This window comes from Acidovorax sp. SRB_24 (assembly GCF_012931925.1).
Genome location: NZ_MWOM01000253.1, coordinates 1 through 429, shown reverse-complemented (window position 1 = coordinate 429; position 429 = coordinate 1). Strand labels below are relative to the sequence as shown.

General features: G+C 71.1%; 1 pseudogene. It reads right to left on the bottom strand.

What is annotated here, in order from left to right:
• Positions 1–246: pseudogene (locus B2J89_RS21815) on the bottom strand (hypothetical protein); the annotation flags it as partial.
• Positions 247–429: the final 183 nt, after the last annotated feature.

Genomic DNA, 429 nt, shown 5'->3' with positions numbered 1-429 from the left:
GCGGTAGCGCACGGACAGGCCGCCGCCCTTGGCGTAGAGCCCGCCGCAGCCGTGCAATGCCAGAACGGCCGGCCTGCGTGCGTCACCCTCGACGGGCAACCAGTGGGCTCGCAGCACCGCGCCCGATGGCAGGGGCAGTTCCACGCGCTGCAGCGCCGGCGCGGCCAGCACCGGGGCCGCGCCGAGCCCGAGGGCAGCGCACAGCAGCAGGCGGTGACAAAGGCGTTGGGGCACAGGGATGGACACAATGGATCTCTACGTCGCCAGGGCCATCACATGCGGAACAGACCGAACTTGGTGTCCTCGATCGGCGCATTGCGCGTGGCCGACAGGCCCAGCGCGAGCACGCGGCGCGTATCAGCAGGATCGATCACGCCGTCGTCCCACAGGCGCGCGCTGGCGTAGTAGGGGTGGCCCTGGTCGTCGTAC